Below are 23,766 nucleotides of genomic sequence, written 5' to 3' on the forward strand. Positions count from 1 at the left end.
GAATCAGTAACGCTCCACAAAACTTTTAGGAGGAATCAAAATGAAAATAGTTCTTCTATCCGGTGGTTCTGGGAAACGTCTTTGGCCGTTGTCGAACGAGTCGAGGTCCAAGCAGTTTTTGAAGGTGCTTAAGGATGCTGATGGCGAGCGTGAATCGATGGTTCAGCGAGTATGGGGGCAAATAACGAAAGCGGATTTACGTGAACATTCTTATATCGCAACAAGCAAACCTCAGGTAGACATGATTCACAGCCAGCTCGGAAGTGAGATCGAGGTGATCGTTGAGCCGGAAAGAAGAGATACTTTCCCTGCAATCGCGCTAGCAGCCACTTATTTATATTCGGTAAAAGGTGTAAGTTTGAATGAGACAGTCGTTGTTATGCCCGTCGATCCTTACGTGGAGAAATCGTTTTTCCATAAGACGAAAGAGCTTGATCAGGTTCTAAATGAATCTGGCGCGGATTTGGCACTTATGGGCGTTAAACCTACGTATCCTTCTGAAAAATACGGATATATCGTTCCTGACCCTTCCGCTGATTCGGATAAGTCTTTCGTACAAGTACACAGCTTTAGAGAAAAACCCCGCGAAGAAGAAGCGGCAGCCATGATCGAGCAGGCTGCGCTTTGGAACTGCGGGGTTTTTGCATTCAAGCTGGACTTTCTTATTAATATTTTGATCGCCAATGAATTCCCGATTCAGTACGACGAGATGCTGAAGCAGTACGGCAAAATGCCGAAGAACAGCTTTGACTATGAAATTGTAGAGAAATCCAATCATATCGTGGCGCTGCCATACGAGGGAGATTGGAAGGATCTTGGAACATGGAATACGCTGACCGAGGAAATCGAGACGCCGCTTATCGGCAAAGGGATTATTACGGGCGACTCAATTAACACACATGTTATCAATGAGCTCGACATCCCAATTACGCTGCTGAATGTATCCAATGTGATCGTTGCGGCGAGTCCTGACGGTATTTTGGTATCGGATAAAGCGTCTAGTCCCATGATTAAAGAAGTGATGAAGCATTCGGATCAGCGTCCGATGTATGAGGAGCGGCGCTGGGGACGCTATCGCGTGCTGGATTATTTGAAATATCCGAATGGCAAAGAGGTGTTGACGAAACGTATCTGCGTAGCACCAGGACAGAATTTAAGCTATCAGTACCATCTGCTAAGAGATGAAGTGTGGACGATTGTATCAGGACAAGGGGTTATGGTCTTGAATGGTCGAAGCTTTGAAGTGAAATCAGGAGATGTGCTAACGATATCGAGAGAAAATCGGCATAGCCTGCGCGCGGAGACAGAAATGGACATTATCGAAATTCAGACAGGGACGGAGCTTATTGAAGAGGACATCGTCCGGCTTGCCTTCGATTGGAATGAGATTATGCAATTGTGCACCGTATAGATAAATCATTCAATGAAGGAGCGATCAGCATGAACATTACGGTTATTGGAACGGGTTACGTGGGACTCGTATCGGGTATCTGTTACGCCGAGCTGGGTAACCGCGTGATATGCGTGGACAAGGACCCTCGGAAAATCGAAATTTTAAATGCAGGCGGCATCCCAATCTATGAGCCAGGTTTGAAGGAGCTCGCTGCGGCAAACCGTGAGGCGGGAATGCTCACATTTACGACCGATTTGCCAAGCGCGGTGCGCCAATCGGACATTATTATAATAGCGGTAGGAACGCCGCCGCTGCCAAATGGCGAAGCAAATCTCTCTTATATTGATCAAGCGGCTATTGAGATCGCGAAGGCGATGAATGGCTACAAAATTATTGCTGTAAAAAGCACGGTGCCCGTCGGAACGAATGAGCGTCTAGCGAGTGTAATTAAGTCTCACACTAGTGAATTGTTTGACAGTATCTCATTGCCAGAGTTTTTGCGAGAGGGCTCTGCGATACAGGATACAATGCACCCGGATCGCATTATTATCGGAGCAAGCTCGCAAAGCGCAGCAGAGATTATGAAGCTTCTGCATATTCCGTTAACCGAACAAATTGTCGTCACAGATATTCGCAGCGCTGAAATGATTAAATATGCGTCGAATGCGTTTCTAGCGACAAAAATATCATTTATTAACGAGATTGCTAACATCTGCGAGAAAGTAGGCGCGGATGTGACGAAGGTAGCTGAAGGGATGGGGCATGACAAGCGGATTGGGCCATCGTTTCTAAAGGCAGGGATCGGCTATGGAGGTTCTTGTTTTCCTAAGGATACGAGTGCTTTGATTCAAATTGCCGGTCATGTTGATTATGAGTTTAAGCTGCTTCGCTCGGTGGTCGAGGTCAATCAAGATCAGCGATTCAACGTTATCCGCAAGCTGGAGACCATTTTTCAAGGTGATTTGGCAGGCAAGACGATTGCAGTTTGGGGGCTGGCATTTAAGCCGAATACCGATGATGTGCGCGATTCTCCTGCTTCAGAAATTATTCAACATTTGGTTGATAACGGTGTAAAAGTCAAAGCTTATGATCCTATCGCGATGGAAAATTTCCGTACCTTGTACGCAATAAGAGGTGTTGAATGGTGCGAGGATGCGATGGAAGCTGCAAAAGGCGCAGATGCGCTGTGCTTGCTGACTGAGTGGGAAGAGTTTTCGAAGGTTGATCTTGGGCTGCTCCAACAGGTATTGAAAAGCCCAATTTTGATAGACGGCCGTAATGTTTTTGAAGAGGAACATTTGGTTGGAACTGAATTTGTTTATTACTCCGTAGGCCGCCCTAGCCTTAATCAAGGCGTAAAGCAGCAAATACCTGTACTACAATTTTAGAACAAACTTATGACCAGAGGTGAAAGTAATGACGTTTCGAAAAAAAGTAACATTATCCGCGCTCGCGATTTCAATGCTTACAGCATCGTTAGGCGGATTGCCGCTCAGCCAGAAAGGGCTGACGGAGAAGCTGGGATTCGTTCAATCGGCGAGCGCTGCAGAAGCAGGCTTCCCTTCGAACGTGTTTTTGGAGCGCATGGAGAGTCTTTATGCCGCGCTTGCAGCAGGTGACAAAGCTGATATGCAAGAGGTAAGAAACTTGCGCGATGAAATTGCAGGGCTGGATGTAGTGAAGGACCAAGAGCTAATTGATCCCATTTGGACAAAAATTAGCGCGAAGCTCCCCAAGACTGCCGACAAGGCAGCGCTGAAGTCAAGTCTGTTTCGGTTGATCAAGGATGTAGGCTCCTTCCGTTATGATTCCGGAGCCTCAGATTTGGAAGCGATTCGGACGAATCCTGAATATCGCGCAACCTTGAAGATGATTGCTGCTGCAGGCGGCGACGAGAATATTAGAATGGAAGACTTTATCGTATTTATGTTTGGCGACGGCAGCAGTCGTAAAGGAATTGAAGGAACGATCGCCAGCTTGCTTGCAGAGAAGTCTCCCCAAGAGCTGATACTGCTGCTTGGCGATAAGCAAGGGATTACAACGGTCCTGCTTCAAGCGATGGACAAAATGCTAGGTGAAACGAAAAACTACAAGTTCAGCTCTATTCTGAAAAATCTAGGAGTGAAACCGCAGGATGTTAGAGCAACTGTTCTGAAGTTTCAGTTGAAGTTGAAGAAGGACGAGCCTGCGATTAGCGCTATGACCGTCGCCTATATTCGATCAACCGTGAAGTCAAACGTGAAGATAGATTACACAGGCCGTGTGCATACGTACAGCTTAAATGTGTTCGGCGTATATATTTTTCCGGAAGTGCTGGAGTGGTCAAAGGTATCCGGTGATTCGAATGTGACCGTATTGCCTACTGGCGTGGTTACCATTCCGGATAATGCGAAAACAGGTAATGCAGTTATTCAGGCTAAGCTGAGAAATCCGTACGGCGGATCGGCAAAAGTCATTTTTGAGCAAGAGGTTACATTAAATGCTATTGGCTCAATTGAAACTGAGTTTCCTGTAGAGAAATTCCTTGAGCGGATGAATAAGTTACATACTGCTCTTGCAGCGGGCGATTCGGCAGATATAAAAGCCGTTCGCAATTTACGAGATGAAATTGCTAAGCTGAGATTTGCGAAGGATCAGAAGTTAATTGATCCGATTTGGAACAAGATAGCGGCTAAACTTCCGGCAACAGCGGACAAAGCAAAGCTGAAGGCAGGTTTGTTCGATATTATAAAAGCAGTTAGTTTAATCCCGTATGATCCGCAGGCTGCGAGCTTGGAAGAGATCCGAACGAATCCTGAATATCGGGAAGTATTAATGGAGCTTGGAGCTGCTGGCGGCGGTGAATCAAGTTTTGTCATAGATGATCTACTGATGTTTCTGTTCGGAACTGGCGATACTATTCCCGGTATAGAAGGGGCTATTCGCCAGCATCTTACAAGCTTGTCACCGACGGGGCTGCTGCAATTATTAGGAGACAAGCGAGCATTGTCCGCTTTATTGCTCCAGAAGACAAATGAGCTTCTAAGTGAAACAGGCAACTATAAGGTCAGCTCGGTTTTAAGCCAGCTTGGTGTTACAACGAAAGAATCTACTGCGACATTTCTTAATTTTCAGTCGAAGTTGAAATATGATGAGCCTGCGCTTCAAGCAATGATCATTGCTCATATGCGAGCTGAGGCAGTGGAGACAGCTAAAGTCAGTCAAGACGGTCGAGAGCAAAAATACAGCTTAAAAGTGTTCGGCGTGGATGTTCCGCCACTTTCGCTGCGGTGGAGCAAAGTGTCTGGAAGTAAGGATGTGAAAGTAGCATCTAACGGTACGGTTACACTTTCACGTGGAGTTGAAAGCGGGTCGGCGATTATACAGGCGACGTTCATCAATCCATATGGCGGTTCAGCAAAGGTAATTTTCGAGAAAGAAGTGACATTAACTGCCGCAGAGGGAGAACAGTTCCCAGCGGAGGATTTCCTCGAGCGAATGAATAAGCTCCACGCAGCGCTGCTTGCTGGTGACCCATCGGATGTTCAAGATGTCCGCAATTTGCGCGACGAAATCGCGAAGCTTGATTTTGCAAAGGATCAATCTCTTATCGATCCAATTTGGAGCAAAATAGCATCAAAGTTGCCGGCATCGGTTAACAAAACGGAGCTTAAGAAGAGTCTGTTCCAAATCATTCAAGCGGTAGGCTCCATGCAGTATGACCCGAAAGGGAAAGGACTTGAAGCGATTCGAACGAATCCCGAGTTCAGAGCGACGCTGAAGACGATTGCAGCAGCCGGCGGAGTATCAAACTTAACGATGGACGATTTCCTGCTTCTACTGTTCGGCGATGGCGATGACCGCCTTGGTATCGAAGGGGAAGTTCGTGAGATCATCTCGGATATGAAGCCGCAGGAGATTGCTCAGCTGCTTGGCAACAAAGACAAAATTAATGCTGTCTTAATGGAAGCAATGGGCGAGATTTTAGACGATGAGGATGATTACGTACTGAGCCAAGCGCTGCATAACCTAGGTGTCAAATCTACGGACGTGCGCTTAGCGGTACTTAAATTCCAATTAAAGCTGAAGTATGATGAGAAGGCGATCAACGCATTGACCGTCGCCTATGTCCGTTCAGAAGTGATATCAGCAGTGAAGATCACGGCGGACGGCAGACAGCATGAATACAGCTTGAAGCTGCTCGGCACAACACTTCCATCCTCTTTCTTAAAGTGGAAGAAGGTATCGGGAAACAAGGACGTCACGGTCGATTCGAAAGGTAAAGTAACGATACCGAAAAATGTTGCTAAAGGAACAGCTGTCATTCAAGCGGCGTTAGTTAATCCTTACGGCGGCTCTGCGAAAGTGATTTTCCAGCAGGAGGTCACACTTGTTAACGGTGATGTAGAAACGGATCCAAAGGCAGAGTTTAAAAGAATCGCTGATGAATTGGATGATAAGTTAAATGAGATTAAGAAGAAGCTGAAAGCAGCAACCAATGACGAGCAGAAGGTACAATTGATTTTGGAGATTGTACAGGCTAGAAATGAAGCCGTAAATCAGATTAACAAAGTAGAGGCATCTAACTCATTAAAGAATAAGGAAATCAACGTAACGAAAAGCAAGGTTAACAAATTGCTTACTACCATTATAACGGAAATTATGCGATCTTAAGACCAAGCAGCCAGTCTTTCATCTCTTCGAAGAGAATGGAGACTGGCTTCTTTCTATTCTCTACGAAAGGCGGTAGAAGCTAAATATGAGTCAGAAGCATGCAAGAAAGAATAGGCGTCCTCGCCTACGCAAACCGGATACAATTAATATTATTTTGGGCTCGTTAACCGTTATTTTATTATTCGTATGGGGCGGACTATATTGGAATGAATCTTCACAGAAAGCGCTTGTTGTGAATGCGGATGGTGCAGCGCAAAACGAGCAGGCACAGCTGGGCGAGGATGAGCTATATGGAATTGAACCTGAAAAAACGAACCCTGTGGTAGAAGGTGCTCCTCTACCAACTGATAATCCAGGTAAGCCGATGGAACAAGTAACGGACAAACCTAACGCTAATGATGAAGCAGTATTGCCTGAGAAAGAAACGGACAAAGAGCTTCAGCCTGTTCAAACAACAAAGCCATCAAGCACAGCTAAGCCGAATAAAGAACCGGGTAAGAAGCCGGATAAAGGTACAACAACAAAACCGACACCGGAAGTGCCGAATATAAAAGAAACTGAACCGCCGATAAGTATGTCCGATAAGTATGAGCAAGAGATCATTCAGATTCAAGCTAAGTGCACACAGGATATGAATGAAATACTGGTGGGAGCGGAAACGAGTATTGAGCAATTGGATATGTCAGATCCGTATGCTTTTCAGGCGTTGAGTCAAAAGTGGATGGATAGTCTTACAAATGCGGAAACCGCCTGTAGCACGAAGCTGCAAGGGGTTATTGAAAAAGCACAAAAAGATAACGTACAGTCAGAAATTACGGAGAAATGGGAGCAATCGTACAGTGAGCTTATTCTGCAGCTTCAAGGACAGTTCGAAGCGAAGCTGCTGCAATTGATGAGCGGCTGATAGAATTAACCTATAGGTGGATGGTTCCCTCGACTGGAAAATAGGTTATTCATCCTTTGGCAAGGTGCGATCACGGAGCACGCGTTCGAGTAAGTTGCGAATCAAATCCAGATCGTCCTTCTCCAAAGGAACCCCATCCCAATGAAGTTGTTCATAATTCAAATACTCTTTTGCATTATGGTTTAGCTCGGTTGGCGGCTCGGGATAATCAGTTAGCCCGAGAAGATAATCCGCGGAAGTGCGCAGCTTACGCGAAATCGTCTGAATGGACTCAAGAGTCGGCTGTCGGTAGCCCGATTCGTAACCTGCATAGGTGCTTTTTGCAACCCCTAAGTAATCGGCTACTTCCTGCATCGTTAATTTCCTCGATTTACGCAACTGTTTAAGGCGCTTCTCAAACATCATTATCCCCCTCTCCAACGTCACAAATGATCTTATTTATATATTCATAAAGCTTGCTAGGTAAACGCACTCATAATTATATCATGTTTACCAATTGCATGTACAAGGCAGAATGTGTCTGGAATAAACTGTTATGTAATGAAACCTGAGTTCGGCAATCCTCGCATGATATACAACGACCAGCGGTTTCAGACCAAACTAAAATAACGCGCACCGATTGAATACCGGTGCGCGATGGCTGCTTAGCTTTTTTTCATTTGTCTACTTGACGGGGTATGACCAAAGCAGGGTTTAGGCTTTGGTTATTCATTAAGCTAGTCTCGTCTTAAAATCCTGATAGCCGAATTCGCGAACGACGCGGCAATTGCCGTCTTTCTCCTGCACGGCGATGGCCGGCAGCGGCATGCCGTTGAAGGTGTTGGTTTTGACCATGGAGTAGATCGCCATATCCCCGAACACTAATCTGTCACCGTTCTTTAAAGGCTGATCGAAGGAATAGTCTCCGATTACATCGCCTGTCAGGCAGGTTGGACCGCCTAGCCGATAGCTGTATGGCTTCTCGCCGGCTTCGCCCGAACCGAAAAGCGGCGGACGATACGGCATTTCCAGAACATCTGGCATATGACATGTAGCCGATGTGTCCACGATAGCGATCTCCATGCCGTTTCTATGGATATCCAGTACGGAAGTGACCATATAGCCCGCATTGAGCGCAATGGCTTCTCCGGGTTCAAGGTAGACCTTCAAGCCGTATTTATTCTGCATTCGAAGAATACAAGCTTCGAGTCTCGGGATATCATAGTCGTCTCTTGTGATATGGTGACCGCCGCCGAAGTTGATCCATTCCATTTGCGGCAGCCATTGACTGAACTTTTCTTCGACTGCATTCAGCGTAGTCTCCAAATCATCCGAATTCTGTTGGCAAAGGGTATGGAAGTGCAGTCCCGAAACGCCTTCGAGCAGTTCAGGCTGGAAATCCTCCTTTTTCACGCCGAATCTAGACCCTGGTGAACAGGGATCATAGATTTCATGTCCCTCTTGCGTCGAGCACTCCGGATTGATGCGAAGGCCCACTTTTCTGCCAGCTGATAGAGCTTTCGTCTTATATTTTTCCAGTTGGGAGAAGGAATTGAATATAATATGATCGCAAATGGATATAATTTCGTCTATTTCATCTTCACGATAGGCAGGGGCAAAGACGTGGTTTTCCTTGCCCATTTCCTCGTGTCCCAGCCGTGCTTCGAATAAACCGCTCGCAGTCGTGCCGCTTAAGTATTTTCCGATGAGTGGATACATAGCAGTCATGGAAAAAGCTTTTTGCGCCAGCAAAATCTTGGCTCCCGTACGCTGCATGATGCCGTTCAAAATGTTTAGGTTTTTTTCGATAAGTGCTTGATCGACTACGAAACAGGGTGTCGGTAATTCCTCGAACCGCATATTAGCGAACGAGCTCCGGCTTTTTAGCTTCCTCAGGCAAAGCATCAACAAGCACCGGACTAAAGTCTTCTACCCATGGAAGCCCCCATTTGTTTAGCTCTTCCATGAATGGATCCGGATCGAACTCTTCGATATTAAATACGCCCGGTTTATTCCATTTTCCAGTCATAACCATCGCCGCGCCGATCATGGCAGGAACTCCAGTTGTATAAGAGATGGCCTGAGAGCCAACTTCTTTATAGCACTCTTGGTGATCGCAAACATTGTAGACATAGTAAGTTTTATCTTGTCCGTCTTTTTTTCCTTTGAAGATGCAGCCGATGTTCGTCTTGCCTACCGTACGAGGTCCAAGGGAAGCCGGGTCCGGAAGTACTGCTTTTAGGAATTGAAGGGGAATGATTTGTTTTCCTTCATATTCGATTGGTTCGATGGAAGTCATTCCTACGTTTTCGAGCGCCTTCAAGTGCATGAGATAGCTTGGGCCGAAAGTCATGAAGAAACGGATACGCTTCAGTCCAGGCATGTTCTGAGCAAGGGATTCGAGCTCTTCATGGTATAGCAGATACATGTCCTTTTCGCCAACTTCAGCGAAGTTATAGCTGCGTTTGATTTCCATCGGTTTCGTTTCGATCCATTCCCCGTTTTCCCAGTAACGTCCGTTAGCGGATACTTCGCGGATGTTAATTTCTGGGTTGAAGTTGGTTGCGAAAGGATAGCCATGATCCCCGCCGTTGCAATCTAGAATGTCGATATATTCGATTTCGTCAAAATAGTGTTTCAGCGCATAAGCAGAGAATACGCCAGTTACACCTGGGTCGAATCCGCTGCCCAAAAGAGCCGTAATCCCGGCTTTTTCAAAACGTTCGCGATAATCCCATTGCCATTTGTATTCGAATTTCGCCGTATCTTCCGGCTCATAGTTTGCCGTATCCATATAGTTCGTTTTAGTCGCCAGGCAAGCATCCATGATCGTCAAATCTTGGTAAGGCAGAGCGAGGTTCATGACGATATCTGGTTTTACTTCATTAATCAGAGCGATCAGCTCATCAACGTTGTCTGCATCGACCTGTGCTGTCGTAATTTTGGTTTTGCCGCCGTCCAATTTCGCTTTCAGATCATCGCATTTGGATTTTGTGCGGCTGGCGATACAGATTTCTTCGAAAACTTCGCTGTTTTGAACACATTTATGAATGGATACTGATGCTACGCCCCCGGCGCCAATGATAAGTGCTTTTCCCATTTTTTGATCTCCTGACCCATATGAATTTTTTTTTTATGCAAAAACGGCAACAAAAAAAGCAAGCGAAATACGCTGCATGCGCATCACACTTGCTTTGATATATTTAAATAGTAAGACAATCCCAATAAGTACGACTGGACAAACCTCTTGCGTGCTCGTCAGTCATAAAACTCATAGTTTCATGGAAAGGCTATTAATATTCAAATATATCATGTTAGGATCAGAGTCTATATAGCAAATAATTACTTTTACCACTCTTATTGACCGTTTCACAAGTTGTGTGCATATGCACTGGTTGTAAAGTAACCAACTTATAAAATTTGAGCTTTTAACTCAATCAATAAGGCAACGAAAGTTGCCAATCGGCATTTGACCCGGCTGTCCGTATGGCCTTAACTTCTTAATGGAAGTGGTCAATGATTATCTGCTTGGAAAGATCCTACATTGTTTTGAATATTAGCTTTCCAAAAAATTATGCTTTTTCATAATAGCAGGATAAGGAGCATTGAGCAAGAAAAATTTTCAATCAAACGCATATTTTTTTTGAGCATAAGCAGCTAAGGTCATTTATGTGATTATAATCAAGCTTGAATAAGGCAGTAAGATGAAAAAAATCCCTATAGTGTAGCTTAGCTATAGGGATTTTTATTATGCGATTGAAACCATCTGTTTATTCAATAATATCTTGAATACGCCATGGAGATTGAATAGACGCTCGTTTGAACATAAAGGTATAGCTGCCGTTCCGACGAGGCTTGTCGAGCTCATGGATGGTTATCGGTAATCTAATCTCCGTCATGAGTGCATCGCCCAGCTCATCTGGAATAGGGGCTGAGCCTTTTGTTTTTGGCGGAATCTGCTCACGTATAGAAACGAGTGATTCCATCTGTTTCATAAAGGAAGCAAGCTTCTCCTTCGGTATTTCTTCAGCTAGCTGAAGTATTAATTCATGGTCCTGATGATACATCACTTCAACGAAGCTTCTCGCGAGAATGATAGGAGTGACAGAATCGAAGTAAGGCTTTATTTGTCCAGCCGCCTTATGCACCATCATCTGATGGGCGGGGTCTGGACTATCCGATTTATGGGTGGAGCTGCCCAGAAAATGAATACAGAAATGACCGGAGAAGCCATTCTCCGGAATGCCGTCTCCGCCGTGCGGCATGCCATTCATAGAGGCTGCGATCCAAGCACCGTCTGCGTGAACAAGCACAGCTTTCCTTTTCCAGCTCCATCTTCCATTATAAATTTGCTTCATAATCCGTGTATCGTCTTTCGTTAAAGGCTGTACATCCGCATGATCGCTTCCAGCTCGCCGCTGAACGTTGAACGTTAATCCAGTCTCCAGCTCCGTAACTGCAAAAATGCTTTTTTTAGGCAATACTTGCGTGGATTGCTGCCATGAAAGCAATTTACCATAATGCTGCGACCGCAGCGCTTCTGCTAACCCAATTAGTTTCTTAGCAAGCTTGTCTGGCAAAACCGTTCGCTCTGCCTTTGCTTCATTCCAGAGTTGACCGGAGCGCTCCAAGCGGAAAGGTATCGTTTCTGTAGACATCAGTGTGATCTCAATATCAGGGTAAAAGACGGTTTCAGCGGCAGGAGTTTTTTTCGCTTGGGACAATGCAGCATTGATTTCTCGGCTTTGGATTTGCAGATCGCTAATGAAGGCGGCTTGATGTCCAGAACGGACGGTCATCATCAGCTTATTCTGCAAGAGCTTTTCATCCGATTTTTTCGGTTTGTGATTCGTCGCCTGAGCTGTGACCGAATAGGGCTGTAAGAATAGCAGTGAGATAAGAGCTATTGTAATTATTGCTGCCGAATACCGTTTTATCCGGTACATTTGGTTTTCTTCCCCCATTCATAATCGTTTTTATTATTTTCAGCTATTATGTTCTTAATTATGTGGTCTGCCGTAGTGAATGGTTCTGAGCAAAATGATTCATACTAGCACGGATACTATCGTATGGGGGTGATTAACGACAATGGGACTGCAGTGGATTTTGGCTTTATTGTTTCTGTTTCAGCAAGGACAGTATTCCGACCCTTTAGTAATTGAACATGAAGGTCATGCCATAGTGGAGATGAAACGAGCACAGTACAGCGAATCACTAACAGGCATACCGCTCGTTAATCAAGATAAGCTCTATAAATTTATGGATGATCTTGAGAAACAGGTCGAGAAGAAGCCGATTAATGCAACGCTTGACGGAGCGGGGAGAATTTTGCCTGAGCATACGGGCAGCAAGCTTAATCGCAAAATGTTTGAGGAACAGTTTTACAGCTTTATTTTTGAAGGACAATTATCTCGGCTTACGGTTCCCATGTTAACAACTTATCCTAAAGTAGACAGTGAGCTGCTCTCAGCCATTAAGGTGAAGAGAATTGGTCTCTATGCTACATATTACAACTCGAATAACAAAAACCGCTCTCATAATGTTGAATTATCTGCCAAAGCGATAAATAATCATGTTGTCTTTCCTGGAGATCGGTTCTCATTTAATGAGGTTGTCGGCAAACGAACGAAGGAAAGAGGGTATTTGCGCGCCCCAGTCATCGTACGGGGAGAAGTTTCCGAGGACGTTGGCGGAGGCATATGTCAAATCTCGTCGACCTTGTTTAATGCGGTTGATCGAGCGGGTCTAAAAATCATCGAACGTTATTCCCATAGCCGACATGTCAAATATGTGCCCCCCCGCCGTGATGCGACCGTGAGCTGGTATGGCCCTGATTTTGTGTTTCAAAATAATTACGATCAGCCCATACTCATCCGCGCCTACGCCCATGGAGGGCAAGTTAGCGTCGTTATTTGCTCATCAGAAGATGTAAATGCGAAGACTAGACAAGTGCCAAGCGCTTCGAAGAAGCTGCCTGAGGAAATTAAATTGGAGATGGATGCAGGAGGCCTGGAGCCGAATCCGAACCTCATACATTAAGGAGGGCTGCCGCATTAGGCAGTTCTTTTTTTTGTGACATACTGCATTAAAAAAGTATAGGATCATATAATGATTACCAGCTAGCGCCATTAGGGCTCATATATGAACAGCCGCTCGGCTCGGAAGGGTTGACACCGCAAAGTTATTTCGTAATGATGGAGTAGAGTATGTGGTGGAAGGAGCTGACCGTGATGAAATTAGTTGTAGAACAGCCAGCAGCTCGCTGGTATAAGAATGAAATGGTGCTCGATGAGGGTGAAGCGATTCGTATCTATGTCCGTTTGGGCGGCTGCGGCAGCGTTCATCCAGGTCTTTCGCTTGGTGTTATGAAGGATGAGCCAAGAAGTATGGGGCTTCGTGATGTCGTGGAAGGTGTAACTTTTTATATAGAAGAAGATAATCTGTGGTATTTGGATAATAAGACTCTTCGGATTTCCTTTGACGAGAAATATGAAGAGATCAAAATGGTTGTGGAATAGCACATGACAACATAAGGAGCAGTTCTAATAGGTCGCAAACCTTGAGGAGCTGCTCCTTTTTTGCGCTCTTCTGGATACATCGGGGAACCTCCCTATTTATGCAGCAGCATTCGCGAAGAAACCCTGAGCTATAGTTCAGGGAGTTCCCCGACATACAAATGGCAAAGAATGCCCTAAACTAAAGGTGTAGCAAAGGTAAGCAAAGCATAAACGGTAAACACAAAATATTAGGAGGATTATCCGATGGAGCACGCTCCTTTGAGAAGGGTTGAACAGCTTGCATTGAAGAAGCAAAAGGTGTTTCGATCTAGCAAGCTGAGGTATATATTACGAGCAATGCTAGCCAGTATGTTTATCGGGTTTGGCGTAATCGTAGCGTTCAAGACAGGCAGCTTTTTCTACGAGGTACAAAGCCCGTTGACCTATCCCATGGCAGCAATTACGTTCGGAGCAGCAATCATTCTTATTGCATATGGCGGAGGCGACTTATTTACAGGCAACACCTTCTATTATACCTTCACTGCTCTAAGAGGCAAGATGCGATGGGTTAACGTAGTGAAGCTATGGTGCGCGAGTTACGCAGGAAACTTCCTAGGAGCAGTTGCCTTCGCACTGCTGATATGGGCAACCGGATTGTTTAACGATGCATCCGTAAATGGCTTTTTGCTCAGTGTTGTGGAGAAGAAGCTGCACGCTCCGGTATGGGAATTGTTTTTCAGAGGAGTGTTATGTAACTGGCTCGTCTGCTTGGCATTTTTTGTTCCAATGTCACTGCGAGGTGATGGTCCAAAGTTGTTCGCCATGATGCTGTTCGTATTTTGTTTCTTTATCTCCGGCTATGAGCACAGCATCGCTAATCTTTGCACCTTTGCAATAGCGCTTGTGCTAAATCACCCGGGAACGATTTCACTAGAAGGCATGATTCATAATCTTGTTCCCGTGACAATCGGTAATTTATTGGGTGGCTCCGTCCTTATGGGCGTTATGTATTATTTCGTAAATAAACCATTTGATGAGGTGGAATAACAATGAAAAAAACAAAAGTTGTCGTTATAGGTGTAGGAGCAGTAGGATCAACAACAGCATATACGCTGTTGCTTCGCAGCCGGATGGATGAGCTTGTATTAATAGACGCAAATGCAGGCAAAGCAGCAGGGGATGCACTCGATATGAATCACGGGATGCCGTTCCTTGGAAGAACGAAGGTATGGGCAGGCACGTACGAGGATTGCAAGGACGCGGATATCGTTATCATTACAGCTGGAGCAGCACAGAAGCCTGGTGAGCCTCGTTTGAATCTATTAAAGCGCAACGTTGCGATTTATGAGAGTATCGTTTCAGAAGTGTTGAAATACAATGATGACGGTATTCTACTCATAGCTACGAACCCGGTAGATATTATGAGCCACTTCTGCTGGAAAAAGTCGGGCTGGCCAACACATCGCGTCATCGGTTCAGGAACATTGCTCGACAGCGCTCGCTTCAGGTACCTCATTGGCGAGAAATTACAGCTTGATCCGCGCAGCGTGCATGCTCATATTATTGGTGAGCATGGTGACTCCGAGCTTCCATTATGGAGCTTAGCAAACGTAGCGGGCTCGTCCATCTCCCTTAGTGAGGAAGAAAAGGAAGACATTTTTGTTCATACGAGAGATGCTGCTTATGAAATTATAGAAGCGAAGGGTGCTACCTATTACGCGATAGCACTAGCTCTAGATCGTATCGTAACAGCAATCTTGCATAATGAGTCGGCCGTTCTCAATGTTTCCACATTAGTACAGGACTACCACGGCTTATCCGATGTGTATATGGGCGTTCCTTGCGTCGTAGACCGTCAAGGGGTTAGAGAAGTGCTGGATATCCCTATTACAGAGGAAGAAAAAGTGTTGCTGCATCGTTCGGCGAACAAACTGAAAGAACTGATTGAAACGATCTCGGATTAGACAAAAATAAAAGGAGCTGAGCGTCATGGTAATCAAATGGCTAAGCGAAAACAAATATGCAGCGGGTTTATTACTTATCCTGCGTGTCTACTTGGGATGGCAATGGTTGAGTGCAGGATGGGGTAAACTTGGAGGATTTGATGCAAGCGGATATTTAAAGAATGCGATTGCGAATCCAGTTATGGATAAAGCTACAAACGAATTAGTTTATCCAACGTATACTGCATTTATTGAACATCTTGTTCTTCCGTTTGCAGATATTATTAACTTTATCATTCCTATTGGTGAGGTTCTGGTAGGACTTGGACTTATTGTGGGTGGACTTACTGCTACGGCTGCATTCTTTGGACTATTAATGAATTTCATGTTCATGTTTGCGGGAACAGTATCGACTAACCCTTGGATGATGCTGATTGGTATTATTGTATTCGTTGCTGGCGCGAATGCAGGGAAATTCGGTATTGATTTCTTTGTACTTCCTTATCTTCGCGAGCTGTTTAACAATTTTAGAAAAGGCGGCAATGATTATAAAGATAATAAGACGATTCCGCGCTAGATAGAAATTGATCACATCAATAATAAAATGGTTCATTACATTGAATTAGGGTTGCACTGGGGTAGAATTATCTACTTCTAGGCAGCCCCTTTTTTTTGGATATGCAAGAATGGCTCCTGTTGAAAGCTGCTCACTCCGGATGAATGTTTGATTGACACATACTGTTTAGTTTGTTAGTTTAATTATACATATTCATACTGGTTTAGTTGGTAATACGCTGACAGGGGGTGTGTTAAATCAACATTGAGAATATAGAAGCGTTCGTCTATGTTATCCACTGTGGAAGCTTTAATAAAGCAGCGGATGCGTTGTATTTATCTCAGCCATCGGTAACAGCGAGAATTAAGTCTCTCGAACAGGAGCTTGATTGCAAGCTGTTTGATCGAAATGGGAAGCAGGTTCAAATTACGGAAGACGGCAAACGGTTTCTCCCTTACGCGCAGCAGCTCCTACTCATTTATCAGAAGGGCAAGCAGCATATTAATCAGAAGAAGTCGCTTCCGAACGAGTTTCGAATAGGCTGTACGGTGTCCGTCTCCAATTATATCATTCCCGACTTATTACCTCGCTTAAAGCAGAGATTTCCGAATACGCACTATAAAATCGTCACAAGCACGACAGACGAGATTGTGAATAGGGTGTTAAATAAGGAAGTTGATATCGGATTTGTACGCAAAGTAAATCATCCCAGCTTACAATCGAGCAAGTTTTATGAAGATCCGATCCGACTACATGTGTATGAGGGGCATCCATTCTTAACGATGGAAAATGTGACGATTGAAGCGATTGCCGAGCAGCCGCTTGTGTTTTTTGAATGCGGCTCATTGGATTGGCTTCGCATTCACCGCGTTTTCGAGAATCTAGAGCAGCCGCCGAATATCCAAATTCAAACGGATAATTCCGAGATGGCCAAAAAACTCGTTATTCAGAAAATGGGTATCGGTTTTCTTCCAGACTTATGCGCTAAGCAGGAATTGCAGCATGGAAAGCTTTATCCGATACGCATTCCTGAGACAGAAGGTATTTTCTTGCAAACCAATCTTATTTCACATCATGGTGAGCATCAGGAATTTCTGCGTGCAATTACGGAAATAGGCAAGCAATTAGCTGATGCGGGCCGATAAAAATAGTGAGTTTATACCCATTCGCCTGCTGCTTCTTCTGAAGCAGCAGGCGTTTTTTAGGTGCTGCAATCATCGATTGAAAAATTCGTTTTTCTTATAGAAGATCTCTATAAGCGATAGGATTGACGAAGTTGGGAGCGCGGTGTTAAAGTGAATCCAACATAAATTCTTACTTATCGGGTGGGAATTATAAGGATTTTGCCAACTCTAATATTTGGAGGAAAAGAAAATGAAAAAACAAATTATTTTATCGATTGCACTAGTCCTTTCACTTAGTCTAGCCGGCTGCGCTAGCAATAAAAACAATGCCAGCAGCAGTTCGGATGCGGGAAGCGGAGAGGCTTCCAAAGCAGTAACCAAAATCGTAGTTGGCACAGGAACGCAGTTCCCTAATGTTTGCTTTATTGACGAAAATGGAAAGCTTACAGGCTTCGATGTAGAGCTTGTTAGAGAAATCGATAAACGTCTTGCTGATTATGAGTTTGATATTCAGACGCTAGAATTTACGAACTTGCTGTTAAGCTTGGAAACGAAAAAAATTGACATGATTGCACACGAAATGGAAAAAAATCCAGAACGCGAGCAAAAGTATCTGTTTAATAAAGAACCTTATGCACACTGGAGAAACAAAATTATTGTAGACAAGGACAATGATTCGGTTCAAACATTGGCTGATTTAAAGGGTAAAAAGGTGCTAACAACAGCGACAAGCGCAGCGGCAACTATTCTTGAAAATTACAATAAGGCAAACGACAATGCCCTTGAACTCGTGTATCAGAATGGCGGTGCAAACGATAATTTAACGCAAGTAACCTCTGGTCGTGTAGATGCTTTCCTCGCTGCTGACTTTACATTATCGCTAGTTGATCCGAAAAAAGAGCTGAAAGCAGTAGGGCCAGCACTTAGTGAAGCAGACATTCTATTCATGTTCCGCAAGGACGACCCAGAACAGCAAAAGCTCTCGGATGCTGTTGATGAGGTAATCAAAGAGCTGAAAGCAGATGGTTTCCTTGCTAAGCTTAGCTCTGAATGGCTGGGCGACGACTTTACTTCCCAGGAATAATAATTCCAATAGAAAGGTGAGATGGCTTAGGTGGGAGAATCATTTGAGATCAGCTACGTGTTCGAGTATCTAATTAAGATGCTGCCTACCTTGAAAGTCACTCTTCTCATCGTGGTAAGCTCCATCATCATCGGGATTGGCATCGGATTTATCGTCGCCCTTCCCCAGCTTTATAAGATTCCGGTTCTAAGACGGTTCTCACAAGTGTATTTATCCTTTTTTAGAGGGACTCCCATTCTCATTCAGCTTTTTTTGTTTTACTATGGCCTACCTGAAATCTTGAAGATTTTTTATTTGGATGTAGCGAAGGTACCGGCTTTATATTTTGTCATTCTTACGTATGGACTGCACAGCGCAGCTTATATGGCAGAGTTAATCCGTATGGCAGTCGGGGCTGTAGATCGCGGACAGGTTGAAGCGGCTTATGCAGTAGGTATGACTGGCTTTCAAGCCTTTACCCGGATTGTGCTTCCGCAAGCAATGGCAATCGCGCTGCCTGTATTCTCAAACGTCGTTATTGCTAATTTGAAAGATACCTCACTCGCCTTCTCATTAGGCATTATGGAGTTGACTGGAAAGTCGCAGACGCTGGCCGTTATGTCTAGGCATTTCCTTGAAACTTACATTTCATTAGCTCTTATCTACTTCATCATTAGTTTTGGACTTGAGAAGCTGTTCGATCTCATTGAACGAAAGCTGCTGAAGCACGAGCGGCACATTGTCGTAGAGGACAAAGATCCAACAGTGAAAAAAATGAACCTAAAGTGGTTTACAGCAGGTTTAGGCTTTGGCAGAGGGGGAAAGGAAAATGAAGCTTGATTTCGCCTTCATATGGACAGCTTTCCTTCAGCTCTTAACGGCTGTACCTACGGCTTTGGCTATAACGTTCGTTTCTGTTTTTTGCGGCCTCCTGATTGGTACTTCTGTTGCGATTATCAGACTTTATAAAATTCCGCTCCTATATCCAATTGCCGTTTCTTATGTAACCGTCATTCGCGGTACTCCCATGTTAACTCATCTATTGCTTATTTTTTTCGGACTGCCAGTGATTGTTGATGCTATAGCTGAATCGCTAGGTTGGTCGTTCCGTTCCGTTTCAATACCAATGATAGGATTTGCCTATATCTCTTTCTCGATTACGGCTGGCGCCTATATGTCAGAGGTTGTCAGGTCGGGCTTGCTTGCTGTTAACCGTGGACAAATAGAAGCAGCTTATTCTATCGGTATGACGACAACGCAGGCGATGCGCACAATTATTTTGCCACAAGCATTTGCTGCAAGCCTGCCAAACTTATCGAACTCGGTCATTGGCATGCTGCACGGGTCAACGCTTGCTTTTACAGTGTCGGTCGTCGATATTAACGCCAAAGCGCAAATAGTTGCTTCAACCAATTGGAAGTTTTTTGAGGCTTATCTTGCTGCAGCCCTCATTTTCTGGGGATTAACCTTTTTCATTGAGCGACTGACCGCAGCAGCCGAGAAGCGCTTTAATCTTTATAACAGAGGCGGTGTTTCATGATTAAGCTGACGCAAATTAGGAAGAGCTTTGGACGAAATGAAGTGCTGAAAGGAATTGATCTTACAGTTAAGAAAGGCGAGGTCGTTGCTATACTCGGGCCAAGCGGCTCAGGCAAGACGACATTGCTGCGGTGCATTAACTATTTGGAGAAGCCAAATGACGGTCAAATAGGTATAGATGACTTTACGGTGAATTGCAAGCGTACAAATAAAAAGGAAATTCATGCGCTCAGGCAGAAAAGTGCGATGGTGTTTCAACAATACAATTTGTTCAAGCATAAGACTGCCGTTGAAAATGTAATGGAAGGTCTCGTTATCGTCAAGAAGCTTCCGAAGGATGAGGCGCGAACAAAGAGCGTTGAGCTGCTTGAAAAGGTCGGCCTCGGCAATAAATTGGATGCCTATCCGAGTGAGCTTTCTGGCGGACAGCAGCAACGTGTTGGGATTGCTCGTGCGCTTGCGCTGAATCCAGAAGTTATTTTGTTTGATGAACCGACATCGGCTCTAGATCCAGAGCTTGTTGGAGAAGTGCTTAGTGTCATTCGCAAGATCGCCAAGGAAGGCATCACGATGATTATCGTGACCCATGAAATGGGCTTTGCTCAGGATGTGGCCAGCCATGTTGTCTTTATGGATAAGGGCGTTATCGTCGAAGAGGGTAAGCCTAAAGAAATTTTCACTAATCCAAGAGAAGAACGAACGAAACAGTTTCTGAAACGGATCACACCTGAGGCTGTTTATTCCATCTAACGCATAGAGGAGCGAAATCATATGTCACTTAAATTCGGCATTCTGGATCAAAGCATTGTTTTTCCTGGTCAAACCGCAGCTGAAGCATTAGGAAATACAGTTAAGCTGGCGCAATTAGCAGAGACGCTTGGGTTCGAGCGTTTCTGGGTATCGGAGCATCATGATTCTTCACATATGGCGGGTTCATCGCCTGAGGTGCTTATTGCTTATTTACTAGCGCAAACGAATACGATTCGAATTGGTTCAGGGGGCGTAATGCTTCAGCATTATAGCCCCTATAAAGTAGCAGAAAACTTTAACGTACTAGCTTCACTTGCACCAGGAAGAGTTGAACTCGGTATTGGACGTGCGCCAGGCGGGCTGCCGCGTTCTACGAAGGCGTTGCAGAAGGGCATAGCTGATGCTGCTACTTTGGCTGAGAAGCTGACAGAGCTGGAGCAGCTGCTCCATGGTAAAACTGGCGACGATCACCCGCTTGCAGGACTTGAAGCAAGTCCGCTGCCTAACCAGCCTGCTGATATTTATCTGCTCGGCACAAGCGTATCCAGCGCGGAGCTTGCTGCGGAGAAGGGGTATCCTTATGCTTTTGCCCTATTCATTAATAACGATCCGCTTACCGCTCGCACAGCGCTTGATACGTATCGGAACAACTTTAATCGCTCGCACGGAACAGAGCCGAAGACGATTCTTGCATTGTCTGTAATTGCATCCGAATCAGAAGAAGAAGCGAATGAGCTGGCGGGGTTTTTCAAAAATGTGAGAGTTACGCTCGCAAGCGGCAAGACGGTTAATGTGAGTACGCTTGAGCAAGCGGAGGAATTTGCTAGGCAAGCAGGCGAGACCTATACAGCGGAAGAAAGAGATGCGGATATTACTAGAGGAACGAAGGAAACGGTTCGTAAACGGCTGCTTGAAATGGGTGCGGAATACGGAGTGGATGAATTCATCTTTACGACGATCATTCCTGATTTTGCAAAGCGTATTCGTTCATTCGAGCTGTTGAAGGAAGCATTCGAAGAGGAATTGGTATGAGTGATAGTGATTTGTTAGCTGAAGCTACCTTGGAGAGATTAGTTGCTATTCGCAGGCACCTGCATCAGCATCCCGAATTATCCCATGAGGAGTTCGAGACAACAGCTGCCATAAGTGACTGGTTAACAGAAGCGGGCATTCGAATCGTCGATTATGGACTCGAAACGGGGGTCATTGCAGAGGTTGGGGGCTTGCATGGCGGTCCGATCGTGGCAGTTCGCGCCGATATAGATGCACTGCCCATTCAGGAGGAGACGGGACTGCCGTTCGCTTCGAAAATTCAAGGCAAAATGCATGCCTGCGGCCATGATTTTCATACGGCTGCGATTGTTGGAACGGCATTCTTATTAAAGGAACGGGAGCATGAGCTGCAAGGAACAGTGCGATTTCTGTTCCAGCCAGCAGAAGAGAAGGCAAAGGGCGCAAAGAAGCTTATTGCAAGCGGAGCACTTGAAGGTGTGAATGCCGTGTTCGGTATGCATAATAAGCCGGATCTCCCCGTTGGAACGATCGGAATCACAGGGGGACCGATCATGGCAGCTGCAGATGGTTTTGTCGTAGAGGTTGAAGGACGCTGCAGCCATGCGGCGGTACCTGAGGCGGGTCTCGATCCGATTGTTACAGCGGCACATATGATCACGGCGCTTCAATCCATCGTAAGCCGGAGTGTAAGTGCACTGGACAGTGCAGTCGTTAGTGTGACGAGGCTGCATGCGGGAACGGCTTGGAACATCATTTCTGACAAAGCAGTATTTGACGGTACGCTGCGTACGTTTGAAGAGCATGTCCGCACGAGAGTTCGCGAGCGCTTCGAGCAAATCGTGAATGGTGTAGCCTCAGCATTCGCATCGAAAGCGCAAATCAAATGGCTTGCTGGCCCGCCTGCGGTTATCAATGATCAGAAATGGGCCGAACAAGCTGCTGTGACGGCTAAGGCGCTCGGTCTTACGGTGGTGAAACCGACTCCTTCTCCAGCAGGTGAGGACTTCGCCTTTTATTTGAAGGAAACAGAGGGGCTGTTCGTATTTCTTGGGACAGCCGGCTTACAGGAATGGCATCATCCGGCCTTCGATGTGGACGAAAGCGCATTGCCGATTGCGGCTTCGTTTTTTGCATCGTTAGCTTCAGATGCTTTGCACAAGCTGGCAGGTGAGAGCTTGCGGGGAGGTCGACAACATTCGGAAACCGTATGATGTAATCGTCGTTGGTGCTGGCTCGATGGGTATGAGCACAGGTTATGAGCTTGCTGCGCGTGGAGCAAGAACACTGCTCATTGATGCCTTTAATCCACCTCATAACATGGGAAGTCACCACGGGGAGCCGCGCCTTATCCGGCATGCTTATCATGGCGGTGATACCTATGTGAAGATGGCGCTGCGTGCGGATGAACGATGGCTGGCATTAGAGCAAGCGACCGGGCAGAAGCTGCTGGAGCGTTCTGGTGTGCTTAATATGGCAGAAACGAGCTTTTACAATTATGAAGGCAGATTAGGCGATGCTGTGGCGAATGGAGTTCATGTTGAATTGCTGAGCGCGGCAGAAATTAACCGACGATTTCCTGGCGTTCAATTGGCGGGTTCTTTCCAAGGCATGTATGAGCCGAATGCAGGCTACTTATACAGCGAGAAATGTGTAGCTGCTTACAAGCATCAGGCAATTGCAGCTGGAGCGGAGCTTCTGATGAATAGCTTTGTTACCAATATTCAAGCAGATGCTTCAGGTGTTACCGTGTATACGAAAGATGAAGCTTATAGAGCCTCACAGATCATCATTACCGTCGGTGCGTGGTTTGGTATGCTTTCGGATCATATAAAGCTGCCTATTCGTGCGGTTCGCAAGGTGGTGGGGTGGTTTGAAACGAGCTCACCTGCTTTTGATGCTGGCGTATTTCCTGGCTTCACTTGGGGCGGCGCAGCAGGCGGTTATTATGGATTTCCGAGCATCGGAGGAGCAGGAATAAAGATCGGCAGGCACGATACAGGAGTGGAATGGCTGCCTGGGGAGCCGCTTGCTCCATTTGGTGCTTATCCAGAAGATGAGGAAGATTTACGCCTTGCTCTGGATGCTTTTGTTCCCGGAGCAGCAGGCAGACTATTGCAAAGCGCGGTATGCAAATATGAGTTTACGCCAGATGAGGACTTCATAATAGACGCTCATCCAGAGCATGCCAATGTGCTGCTTGCCGGAGGGTTTTCCGGACATGGCTTTAAATTCGCAAGCGTAGTTGGTGAGATTTTGGCTGACAAAATAGAAAAAAAGAATGCGGGTTATGATCTGCGATTATTTGAGCTTGATCGTTTTAGAGAGACATGAAGATGTTAACGTTGGCTAAT

General features: G+C 45.5%; 21 protein-coding genes. 17 read left to right on the forward strand and 4 right to left on the reverse strand.

The annotated features are described in order from the left end of the window. The first annotated feature begins 40 nt into the window (after positions 1 to 40). The 4 genes from AC0YN6_RS06755 to AC0YN6_RS06770 all read left to right on the forward strand — a co-directional run bounded on the left by AC0YN6_RS06755 (position 41) and on the right by AC0YN6_RS06770 (position 6,950). A complete protein-coding gene (locus tag AC0YN6_RS06755; protein WP_475745881.1) occupies positions 41 to 1,411 on the forward strand; it encodes a sugar phosphate nucleotidyltransferase in 1,371 nt (456 codons plus the stop codon). A 29-nt stretch (positions 1,412 to 1,440) separates the two neighbouring features. Further along, the gene (locus AC0YN6_RS06760; RefSeq protein WP_475745882.1) at positions 1,441 to 2,781 is read left to right on the forward strand and encodes a UDP-glucose dehydrogenase family protein; all 1,341 of its coding nucleotides are present in this window, start codon (positions 1,441 to 1,443) and stop codon (positions 2,779 to 2,781) included. A gap of 28 nt (positions 2,782 to 2,809) precedes the next feature. Continuing rightward, a complete protein-coding gene (locus tag AC0YN6_RS06765; RefSeq protein ID WP_475745883.1) occupies positions 2,810 to 6,046 on the forward strand; it encodes a hypothetical protein in 3,237 nt (1,078 codons plus the stop codon). 85 nt (positions 6,047 to 6,131) lie between these two features. Then, complete coding sequence (locus tag AC0YN6_RS06770) at positions 6,132 to 6,950, forward strand: hypothetical protein (protein WP_475745884.1); 819 nt, start codon at positions 6,132 to 6,134, stop codon at positions 6,948 to 6,950. Between the two features lie 45 nt (positions 6,951 to 6,995). Here the strand turns inward: AC0YN6_RS06770 and AC0YN6_RS06775 are convergent, their stop codons facing one another. From AC0YN6_RS06775 to AC0YN6_RS06790, 4 genes are all read right to left on the reverse strand, one after another. Beyond that, entirely contained in the window at positions 6,996 to 7,355 is a 360-nt protein-coding gene (locus AC0YN6_RS06775) for a helix-turn-helix domain-containing protein (RefSeq protein ID WP_475745885.1), read from the reverse strand. A 306-nt stretch (positions 7,356 to 7,661) separates the two neighbouring features. Beyond that, the gene (gene nspC, locus AC0YN6_RS06780) at positions 7,662 to 8,789 is read right to left on the reverse strand and encodes a carboxynorspermidine decarboxylase (RefSeq protein ID WP_475745886.1); all 1,128 of its coding nucleotides are present in this window, start codon (positions 8,787 to 8,789) and stop codon (positions 7,662 to 7,664) included. Position 8,790: 1 nt separating this feature from the next. Further along, on the reverse strand, positions 8,791 to 10,029 hold the full coding sequence (locus tag AC0YN6_RS06785) for a saccharopine dehydrogenase family protein (protein ID WP_475745888.1): 1,239 nt from the start codon (positions 10,027 to 10,029) through the stop codon (positions 8,791 to 8,793). A gap of 670 nt (positions 10,030 to 10,699) precedes the next feature. Continuing rightward, positions 10,700 to 11,875, reverse strand: coding sequence for a hypothetical protein (locus tag AC0YN6_RS06790; RefSeq protein ID WP_475745889.1), 1,176 nt, complete (start codon positions 11,873 to 11,875; stop codon positions 10,700 to 10,702). 142 nt (positions 11,876 to 12,017) lie between these two features. Here AC0YN6_RS06790 and AC0YN6_RS06795 point away from each other — a divergent pair, with 142 nt between their 5' ends. The 13 genes from AC0YN6_RS06795 (at position 12,018) to solA (ending at position 23,746) form a co-directional block, all read left to right on the forward strand. Next, positions 12,018 to 12,968, forward strand: a complete 951-nt coding sequence (locus AC0YN6_RS06795; protein ID WP_475745890.1) for a VanW family protein — start codon at positions 12,018 to 12,020, stop codon at positions 12,966 to 12,968. A gap of 191 nt (positions 12,969 to 13,159) precedes the next feature. Continuing rightward, positions 13,160 to 13,447, forward strand: a complete 288-nt coding sequence (locus AC0YN6_RS06800; RefSeq protein ID WP_475745891.1) for a HesB/YadR/YfhF family protein — start codon at positions 13,160 to 13,162, stop codon at positions 13,445 to 13,447. Between the two features lie 243 nt (positions 13,448 to 13,690). Then, positions 13,691 to 14,473: a formate/nitrite transporter family protein gene (locus AC0YN6_RS06805; protein ID WP_475745892.1), complete on the forward strand. Its 783-nt coding sequence runs from the start codon at positions 13,691 to 13,693 to the stop codon at positions 14,471 to 14,473. Between the two features lie 2 nt (positions 14,474 to 14,475). Then, positions 14,476 to 15,390 (forward strand): L-lactate dehydrogenase, encoded by a 915-nt coding sequence (locus AC0YN6_RS06810; protein WP_475745893.1) that lies wholly within the window; start codon positions 14,476 to 14,478, stop codon positions 15,388 to 15,390. A gap of 25 nt (positions 15,391 to 15,415) precedes the next feature. Next, the gene (locus AC0YN6_RS06815) at positions 15,416 to 15,946 is read left to right on the forward strand and encodes a DoxX family protein (RefSeq protein WP_475745894.1); all 531 of its coding nucleotides are present in this window, start codon (positions 15,416 to 15,418) and stop codon (positions 15,944 to 15,946) included. 236 nt (positions 15,947 to 16,182) lie between these two features. Continuing rightward, on the forward strand, positions 16,183 to 17,070 hold the full coding sequence (locus AC0YN6_RS06820; protein ID WP_475746288.1) for a LysR family transcriptional regulator: 888 nt from the start codon (positions 16,183 to 16,185) through the stop codon (positions 17,068 to 17,070). Positions 17,071 to 17,299: 229 nt separating this feature from the next. Continuing rightward, on the forward strand, positions 17,300 to 18,133 hold the full coding sequence (locus AC0YN6_RS06825) for a transporter substrate-binding domain-containing protein (protein WP_475745895.1): 834 nt from the start codon (positions 17,300 to 17,302) through the stop codon (positions 18,131 to 18,133). Positions 18,134 to 18,163: 30 nt separating this feature from the next. Beyond that, positions 18,164 to 18,952: an amino acid ABC transporter permease gene (locus tag AC0YN6_RS06830; protein WP_475745896.1), complete on the forward strand. Its 789-nt coding sequence runs from the start codon at positions 18,164 to 18,166 to the stop codon at positions 18,950 to 18,952. Next, positions 18,942 to 19,652, forward strand: a complete 711-nt coding sequence (locus AC0YN6_RS06835; RefSeq protein WP_475745897.1) for an amino acid ABC transporter permease — start codon at positions 18,942 to 18,944, stop codon at positions 19,650 to 19,652. The genes AC0YN6_RS06830 and AC0YN6_RS06835 overlap by 11 nt, the downstream gene beginning before the upstream one ends. Beyond that, the gene (locus AC0YN6_RS06840) at positions 19,649 to 20,401 is read left to right on the forward strand and encodes an amino acid ABC transporter ATP-binding protein (protein ID WP_475745898.1); all 753 of its coding nucleotides are present in this window, start codon (positions 19,649 to 19,651) and stop codon (positions 20,399 to 20,401) included. Before AC0YN6_RS06835 ends, AC0YN6_RS06840 begins: the two co-directional genes overlap by 4 nt. Positions 20,402 to 20,422: 21 nt before the next feature. Then, a complete protein-coding gene (locus tag AC0YN6_RS06845; protein ID WP_475745899.1) occupies positions 20,423 to 21,433 on the forward strand; it encodes an LLM class flavin-dependent oxidoreductase in 1,011 nt (336 codons plus the stop codon). Beyond that, the gene (locus AC0YN6_RS06850; RefSeq protein ID WP_475745900.1) at positions 21,430 to 22,626 is read left to right on the forward strand and encodes an amidohydrolase; all 1,197 of its coding nucleotides are present in this window, start codon (positions 21,430 to 21,432) and stop codon (positions 22,624 to 22,626) included. Before AC0YN6_RS06845 ends, AC0YN6_RS06850 begins: the two co-directional genes overlap by 4 nt. Further along, positions 22,562 to 23,746: an N-methyl-L-tryptophan oxidase gene (gene solA / locus AC0YN6_RS06855; protein ID WP_475745902.1), complete on the forward strand. Its 1,185-nt coding sequence runs from the start codon at positions 22,562 to 22,564 to the stop codon at positions 23,744 to 23,746. The genes AC0YN6_RS06850 and solA overlap by 65 nt, the downstream gene beginning before the upstream one ends. The last annotated feature ends 20 nt before the right edge of the window (positions 23,747 to 23,766 follow it).

This window comes from Paenibacillus sp. J22P15 (assembly GCF_056269345.1).

Excerpts from the sequence above, each read along its gene's own strand:
- AC0YN6_RS06755 (WP_475745881.1), top strand. The coding sequence starts at position 41 with ATGAAAATAGTTCTTCTATCCGGTGGTTCTGGGAAACGTCTTTGGCCG.
- AC0YN6_RS06760 (WP_475745882.1), top strand. The coding sequence starts at position 1,441 with ATGAACATTACGGTTATTGGAACGGGTTACGTGGGACTCGTATCGGGT.
- AC0YN6_RS06765 (WP_475745883.1), top strand. The coding sequence starts at position 2,810 with ATGACGTTTCGAAAAAAAGTAACATTATCCGCGCTCGCGATTTCAATG.
- AC0YN6_RS06770 (WP_475745884.1), top strand. The coding sequence starts at position 6,132 with ATGAGTCAGAAGCATGCAAGAAAGAATAGGCGTCCTCGCCTACGCAAA.
- AC0YN6_RS06775 (WP_475745885.1), bottom strand. The coding sequence starts at position 7,355 with ATGATGTTTGAGAAGCGCCTTAAACAGTTGCGTAAATCGAGGAAATTA.
- nspC (WP_475745886.1), bottom strand. The coding sequence starts at position 8,789 with ATGCGGTTCGAGGAATTACCGACACCCTGTTTCGTAGTCGATCAAGCA.
- AC0YN6_RS06785 (WP_475745888.1), bottom strand. The coding sequence starts at position 10,029 with ATGGGAAAAGCACTTATCATTGGCGCCGGGGGCGTAGCATCAGTATCC.
- AC0YN6_RS06790 (WP_475745889.1), bottom strand. The coding sequence starts at position 11,875 with ATGTACCGGATAAAACGGTATTCGGCAGCAATAATTACAATAGCTCTT.
- AC0YN6_RS06795 (WP_475745890.1), top strand. The coding sequence starts at position 12,018 with ATGGGACTGCAGTGGATTTTGGCTTTATTGTTTCTGTTTCAGCAAGGA.
- AC0YN6_RS06800 (WP_475745891.1), top strand. The coding sequence starts at position 13,160 with ATGAAATTAGTTGTAGAACAGCCAGCAGCTCGCTGGTATAAGAATGAA.
- AC0YN6_RS06805 (WP_475745892.1), top strand. The coding sequence starts at position 13,691 with ATGGAGCACGCTCCTTTGAGAAGGGTTGAACAGCTTGCATTGAAGAAG.
- AC0YN6_RS06810 (WP_475745893.1), top strand. The coding sequence starts at position 14,476 with ATGAAAAAAACAAAAGTTGTCGTTATAGGTGTAGGAGCAGTAGGATCA.
- AC0YN6_RS06815 (WP_475745894.1), top strand. The coding sequence starts at position 15,416 with ATGGTAATCAAATGGCTAAGCGAAAACAAATATGCAGCGGGTTTATTA.
- AC0YN6_RS06825 (WP_475745895.1), top strand. The coding sequence starts at position 17,300 with ATGAAAAAACAAATTATTTTATCGATTGCACTAGTCCTTTCACTTAGT.
- AC0YN6_RS06835 (WP_475745897.1), top strand. The coding sequence starts at position 18,942 with ATGAAGCTTGATTTCGCCTTCATATGGACAGCTTTCCTTCAGCTCTTA.
- AC0YN6_RS06840 (WP_475745898.1), top strand. The coding sequence starts at position 19,649 with ATGATTAAGCTGACGCAAATTAGGAAGAGCTTTGGACGAAATGAAGTG.
- AC0YN6_RS06845 (WP_475745899.1), top strand. The coding sequence starts at position 20,423 with ATGTCACTTAAATTCGGCATTCTGGATCAAAGCATTGTTTTTCCTGGT.
- AC0YN6_RS06850 (WP_475745900.1), top strand. The coding sequence starts at position 21,430 with ATGAGTGATAGTGATTTGTTAGCTGAAGCTACCTTGGAGAGATTAGTT.
- solA (WP_475745902.1), top strand. The coding sequence starts at position 22,562 with ATGCTTTGCACAAGCTGGCAGGTGAGAGCTTGCGGGGAGGTCGACAAC.